Origin of the sequence: Dyadobacter sp. (genome assembly GCF_051859145.1) — a bacterium.
Classification (GTDB): domain Bacteria; phylum Bacteroidota; class Bacteroidia; order Cytophagales; family Spirosomataceae; genus Dyadobacter.
Window position 1 is genome coordinate 1 of the sequence record NZ_JBHYGF010000371.1, and the last position, 4,174, is coordinate 4,174.

Here is a 4,174-nt window from a genome sequence, read left to right on the forward strand (position 1 = left end):
ACAGCCTCCGTTTTGAGCGGAGTGTCCTGGTTGGCCCGGGTGTAAACCGAGAACGGATTGCGACGGTTGTATACATTATAAACCGACAGTACCCATTCACCCTGACCTGTTTTGAAAAGTTTGCGTGTGGGCGTGAAAGTAGCTGCCAGATCGAGCCGGTGGTATGCGGGAATGCGGTTATTGTTTCTTGTATTGGCATAATTGTGGCCCACCGGCATGCCCTGGAATTCCCAGCGGTTGGTAGGGAAAGTAGCAGGTGTTCCCGAAGTAATCGTGAAGTTGGCGGAGAGCGACAGGCGCTTGCTCATTTCGTAAATAGCCACAGAAGTGAAGTTGTGCGGCTTGTCGAAGCGGGCCGGGAACCAGTCGTTGTTGTTGATGCTTTGAACCTGTCTTTCCGTGCGGGATAAGGTATAGCTCACCCAGCCGGTCAGTTTCCCTTTGTTTTTCTTCAAATAAAATTCAGCGCCGTAAGCCCGGCCTTTTCCGAAGAGCAGATCGCCTGCTACAAACTGGTTGAGCAACAGATCCGAGGCAGGTACGTAATCGATCTGGTTGTACAGCTTTTTGTAATAAACCTCCACGGAAGCTTCGTAGGTATTATCCTTCAAATTCTGAAACCAGCCCAATGCAACCTGATCTGCTTTTTCGGGCTGGATAATGGGCGAGCTTAGTGTCCAGACATCGAGGGGAGAGGCTGCGGCGGTATTCGAAAGTAAATGCAGGTATTGCGCCGTGCGATTGTAGCTGGCCTTGATAGATGCATTTGAATTTACCCCGATATTCAATGAAGCCCGTGGCTCCCAGTTGCCATAACTTTTGATCACATCGCCTCTTTTGTACTCAGTACCGGGGAAAACGGGAATTTTGCGCTTTCCCAATTCGTCGGTATAATAAGTGTATTCAGTGCCAGGTCCCAAGCTGCGGAAGAAGGAGTACCGGATACCATATTGCAGAGAAATGCGGTCGGAGAACTTCTGCTCATTTCCAATGTATAATGCAGACTCGTCGGCATACTTCGGATCGAGGCTGATATCAGTTTCCTGGCCTTCTGAAACTGCTACTGCCCGGCCGGGACGTGTATCGTAGTAAATGTATTGTCCGCCGAATGTCAGCTGGTTATTGGGTGTGATGTAAAAGGTAAAATCGGGCTTGATACTGGAACTGATAATCTTGGATTTCCAGTCAAACCTGTCTTTTGCCTGCGGATCATTTACATTCTGGCCAAGCGAATAATCGTAGTTGCTGTAATAACCCGTCAAATTCATGAAAAGCTTGTTTGAGAAAATGTGGTTCCAGCGACCTGTGGCAGTTGCATTGCCCCAACCAAAACCAAAATCACCGCCGCCGAAAACATCTTTACCAAAATAACCCGAAGCATAAAATGTATCCTTATCGCCGAGCTGGTAATTAACTTTTGCAGTAAGATCGTAGAAGTAAAATTTGGAATCGCGCAGATCGGAATTCAGGAAAGGTTTGGCGAGAATGTCGATGTAAGACCGGCGGCCGGCTACGATAAACGAGCCTTTTCCTTTGGCAAAAGGCTGCTCATAGGTTAGTCGCGAGAAAATGGTACCTATACCGCCATTTACTTCGCGTTTTTTGGAGTTACCTTCTTTCATCCGCACATCCAGAATAGACGAAATCCTGCCGCCGTACTGCGCAGGAATCCCGCCTTTGATCAGTTTCACATCTTTTACCGCATCGGGATTGAAGACCGAGAAAAATCCGAAAAGGTGAGAGGAGTTATAAACAGGCGCTTCGTCGAGCAGAACCAAGTTTTGGGAAACATCGCCGCCGCGTACATTAAAACCCGATGCACCTTCGCCCACCGTAGTAACGCCAGGCAGCAGCTGAATGCTGCGGATCAAATCAACTTCACCAAGCAATGCGGGCATTTTGCGAATGGTTTTCATTTCCACCTTATTAACCGACATTTCAATGCTGCGCACATTTTCATCTTCCCGCTGCGTGGAAACAGTAACTTCCTGCAACTGGTTGCTCTCGTCTACCATCTCAATACTGATGGTTTTATCCGCATCGAGTGTCACTTCTTTTGTCACTTTCTGGTAACCAATGTAGCTGAAAACCAACGTATAAGTTCCGTCAGGCAGCGTAATGGAGTAAAAACCGTAGGGATTGGTAACTACACCGGTGGAAGCTTCACGTACGTACACCGAAACGCCGATCAGGCCTTCTCCATTGGCTTTGTCTTTCACGTAGCCGCTTACCGTGTGGCGGTTTTGAGCGGATACCTGCAGACAGGTTCCAATTAGCATGAGTAATAAGTAAAGTGTTCTGTTTTTCATGGATTGATTTTCGTTCAGCGTTTTGAATTTTTTCTATTCAAAAGATTGACAACTTAAAAGGTAAATCCCCTCGGCCGGAAAGGGTAAATATCGAATTTAGCAAGCTAACCGGCAACAAAACAAGGTTTAAAGGCGGTATGTTGATAGAAAAAAGTGATGAACTAACAAAAAAATGGAGTCAATGGTCGATGCACATAACCAAAAGCACATTGCGTCGATATAAATATTTCAAGAATATTTTAATACCTCACTTTTGTCAGGGCATTCTTCCAAAAGCTGGCTTACCGATTTTTTCAGTTTGGGATCCACGAATTCTGCTGCTATTTCGGCGAGCGGGACTAATGTAAATCTACGATCTTTCAGGCGGGGATGTGGCAAAATCAGTTCGGGACTGTCAAGAACCGTGTTACCATAATACAGTATATCAATGTCGATCAGGCGGGCGCCCCACCGCACTTTCCGCACCCGGCCAAGTTCCTGCTCAATGTGCAGCAAATGCGTTAAAAGCAGCTCCGGTTCATCGGCAGATGTGACTTCAATTACCTGGTTCAGGAATGCGGGCTGGTCGGCCAATCCCCAGGGTTCGGTTTCGTAAAGGGAGGATTTAGCTATGATCGGTGCTTTTTCGGCGATCATTTGTCGTGCCTGTTGCAAGATCCCGGCGCGGTCGCCCAGATTGGAGCCTAACAGAAGGAATATTTTTCTGGGATCGGTCATGCAGGCAATTGAATGTGTTGAGGTAAATTCACGAAAAAAGGACTCCCCGATAAAAAGAAGTCCTTTAAAAATAAATTCGTAAAATCCTTAGAACGTAAGTGTTCCTTTGTCGTATGCTTTCTGTATAGTTGCTTCGATACCGTTTTTGTTGATGGTACGAAGTGCTGATGTTGCTACTTTCAACGTAACCCACTCTCCTGATGAAGGAAGGAAGAAACGTTTCTTCTGCAAATTCGGGAAGAATTTACGTTTTGTTTTATTGTTAGCGTGAGAAACGTTATTTCCGACGCGAGTTCTTTTACCTGTAATTTGACAAACCTTAGCCATAACCGTGCTTTTTTTCCAAATGAGGGTGCAAAGATGTGCAATTAATTTATTGTGAGCAAATGTCAGCGATAGAAATTTTTAAAAATCACATTACCAGCGCATTCTGAATCCAACTCCGTGCACATTATCAATGCGGATTTCCGGGTCGCCAGACAGGTATTTTCTCAGTCTTGATATAAAAACATCCAGGCTCCGGCCCATAAAATAATCGTCGTCTCCCCAGATCGCCTTCAAAAGTTCGTCCCGGCGGATTACCTGGTCCGGCCGCTCGGCCAGGTACTTCAAAACCTCCGCTTCTCGAAAGGTGAGGTTCTGGCTGGTACCGTTCAGGTTTAATGTCAATTTCTGAAAATCAAATGCGTACTGTCCAACTTTACTCGTGTTTGACTTAACCGGCATAGGCTGCTCCGATTTGCTTCGGCGCAGAAAAACGTCGATCCGCAGCTTTAACTCTTCTATACTGAAAGGTTTTGTCACATAATCGTCAGCGCCCAGCCGCAAACCTTTGATCTTGTCTTCCTGCAATGAGCGCGCGGAGAGGAAAAGAATGGGTACCTGGCTGTCCGAGCTCCGTATTTTTTCGGCGAGCGTAAAACCGTCCATTTTGGGAAGCATAATATCCAGCACGCAGATGTCGAAATGATCTTTGCCAAAAAAATCGAGCGCCTCGGCGCCATCAGAGGCGTGAACTACTTCGTAATCATATTGTTCCAAATTATCTTTCGTGGCGAATGCCAGGTTCGGATCGTCTTCTACGTACAAAATTCGTTTTTTCATGCGTGTTGTTTCTGGGGAATTGAAATCCTGAATGTGCTTCCCTT

The 4,174-nt window shown here is 46.3% G+C and carries 4 protein-coding genes; all 4 read right to left on the reverse strand.

Features of this window, described 5'->3' with window-relative positions; translation table 11 throughout:
- On the reverse strand, positions 1-2,279 hold a 2,279-nt coding region (locus ACTIE6_RS19285; protein WP_439558197.1), incomplete at its 3' end, for a TonB-dependent receptor.
- Between the two features lie 258 nt (positions 2,280-2,537).
- Positions 2,538-3,026 (reverse strand): 2-amino-4-hydroxy-6-hydroxymethyldihydropteridine diphosphokinase, encoded by a 489-nt coding sequence (gene folK, locus ACTIE6_RS19290; RefSeq protein ID WP_439558198.1) that lies wholly within the window; start codon positions 3,024-3,026, stop codon positions 2,538-2,540.
- Positions 3,027-3,113: 87 nt separating this feature from the next.
- Complete coding sequence (gene rpmB / locus ACTIE6_RS19295) at positions 3,114-3,353, reverse strand: 50S ribosomal protein L28 (protein ID WP_031528537.1); 240 nt, start codon at positions 3,351-3,353, stop codon at positions 3,114-3,116.
- A 90-nt stretch (positions 3,354-3,443) separates the two neighbouring features.
- Complete coding sequence (locus ACTIE6_RS19300; RefSeq protein WP_439558199.1) at positions 3,444-4,130, reverse strand: response regulator transcription factor; 687 nt, start codon at positions 4,128-4,130, stop codon at positions 3,444-3,446.
- Between the last annotated feature and the right edge of the window lie 44 nt (positions 4,131-4,174).